The sequence below is a fragment of the Kitasatospora sp. NPDC007106 genome, from assembly GCF_040634455.1.
Classification (GTDB): Bacteria; Actinomycetota; Actinomycetes; order Streptomycetales; family Streptomycetaceae; genus Kitasatospora; species Kitasatospora arboriphila.
In genome coordinates, this window is the sequence record NZ_JBEYFP010001039.1 from 1 (window position 1) to 1,902 (window position 1,902).

The following is a 1,902-nucleotide window of genomic DNA, read 5'->3' on the forward strand; positions in this document are numbered from 1 at the left end:
CCACCTCGCGCGGGCCGAGCGAGGTGGCCAGCCGGGGGCCGGCGGCGGCGCGGACGGCGGCGAGGCGGCTGTCGGAGAAGCCGCCGACGCAGACCCGGTCCCAGGCGTCGGTCCGGCGGACCGCCTCGACCAGCGGTCCGACGGCCTGGGCCGCCTTGACGTCGATGTTGAAGCGGGCACCGGGGAAGGCGTCGAGCAGGTCCTCCAGCAGCGGCACGGGTTCGGTGCCGCCGATCCTGGCCTGCCGGACGGTGTCCCAGGGCAGTTCGGCCACCGCGCCGGAGCTGTCGGTGACCCGGTCCAGGCGGGAGTCGTGGAAGGCCACCAGGACGCCGTCGCGGGTGGCGTGCACGTCCGTCTCGAGGTAGCGGTAGCCGAGGGCGACGGCGGCCTCGAAGGCGGCGAACGAGTTCTCCGGGCGGCCGAGGTCGCCGCCCCGGTGCGCGAAGGCGAGCGGCCCCGGGTGGTCGAGGAAGGGGTGCATGGCGTGCTCCGGGGTGCGGGAGGGGCCCACGCGGGGCCGGGTGCTGCTGCCCGCTCCGAGCTGCCTCGGACCGCGCGCGTTACAGTATGACGCAAGGTGTCAAGCAGTAACGCGCACGGTTCGCCGGCTCAGCCCCGGGCGACGGCCTGCCGGGTGCGCCGGGCGAGGCGGTGCAGACGCTGCACGGCGACGAAGCGGCGCATCCGATCGGCCAGCGTCAGACGGTACTTGAGCCACAGCTGGGTGCTCAGCCCGGCCAGCCGCTCGGGGCCGATCGCCCGGACCAGCCGGCTGACGTGCCGCTGGTAGGCCTCCCGGTAGGCGCGGTCGCCGTCCGGGACGGACCAGAAGAACATCGGGATCTCCTCGACCAGGCAGTTCCGGTCGTAGGCGCGCAGGTGCTCGGCGAACACCGGCTCGGGGCGGCCGAGCAGCCACTCCCGGACGAGCTCCATCGAGCGGACCCGGTCGGCCAGGCCGCGCGGGTCGGTCTTCTTCTGGGTGATCGACAGCTCGCCGTCCTCGCGGACCCGCCAGTGGTAGACCGGATCGGCGAGCACGTCGACCCGCTCGGCCAGGAAGTGGTGCGGCACGCTGACCGGCGCGTCCTCGTACAGGATGCCCTCGGGGTAGAGGATGCCTGCGACGTCGAAGAACGAGCGCCGGTAGACCTTGTTCCAGGCGGTGCGGTCGGTGACCAGGGCCGGCAGTTCGCTGACGTGGGTGCGCAGCCGGGTCTCGCGGAACGGGCGGCGGTGCGCGTGCGAGGGGGTGAGGCCGTCGCGCCGCAGCCGCATGGCGTTGCCGGAGGCGAAGTCGGAGCCGGTCTCGTCCAGCGTACGGATCATCAGCTGGTACGCGTGCGGCGGCAGGGTGTCGTCGCTGTCCACGAAGGCCAGGTACTCGGTGCCGGGGGTGAGGTGGCGCCAGCCGGTGTTGCGGGCGGCGCCGAGGCCCTTGTTCTCCTGCCGGACCAGCCGGAAGCGGGGGTCCTCGGCGGCGCGGGCCTCGGCGATGGCGGCCCCGCCGTCGGTCGAGCCGTCGTCGACCATGACGCACTCGAAGTCCTCGAAGGTCTGGGCCGCGATCGAGTCGAGGCACTCCCGGAGGTAGCGCTCGACGTTGTGGATCGGAACGACGACGGAGAGGCGCGGGGCCATCCAACGGCCTTTCACTCAGGGGTGGCCGCGCCGGGCGGGCGCCGGCCACCGATCACCGCAAGTGACTGGTCGCCACCGGTAGCGGCCCGAGCGTAGGGAACGCGCACGACCGGCGGATGAACGGCGGTTGGCGGTCGGCCTGCGACTCGGTGCGGCGGCCCCGGCCGGGTCACCCGGCCTTCGCCGGGGTCCGGTCGAGCCGCTCGCCGGGGTCCGGTCGAGCCGCTCGCCGCGGCGTCGGACCGCGCGGACGGAGCA

At 74.2% G+C, this 1,902-nt stretch carries 2 protein-coding genes; both read right to left on the minus strand.

Going from position 1 to position 1,902, the window contains the following annotated elements; all coding sequences use genetic code 11:
• The coding region (locus tag ABZ641_RS35475) for a glycerophosphodiester phosphodiesterase family protein (protein WP_359988533.1) at positions 1-484 on the minus strand (484 nt) is incomplete at its 3' end.
• A 128-nt stretch (positions 485-612) separates the two neighbouring features.
• On the minus strand, positions 613-1,644 hold the full coding sequence (locus tag ABZ641_RS35480) for a glycosyltransferase family 2 protein (protein WP_344623330.1): 1,032 nt from the start codon (positions 1,642-1,644) through the stop codon (positions 613-615).
• Positions 1,645-1,902 lie beyond the last annotated feature (258 nt).

Bases quoted from the DNA above. Each gene is read 5' to 3' on its own strand.
- ABZ641_RS35480 (WP_344623330.1), bottom strand. From the start codon at position 1,644: ATGGCCCCGCGCCTCTCCGTCGTCGTTCCGATCCACAACGTCGAGCGC.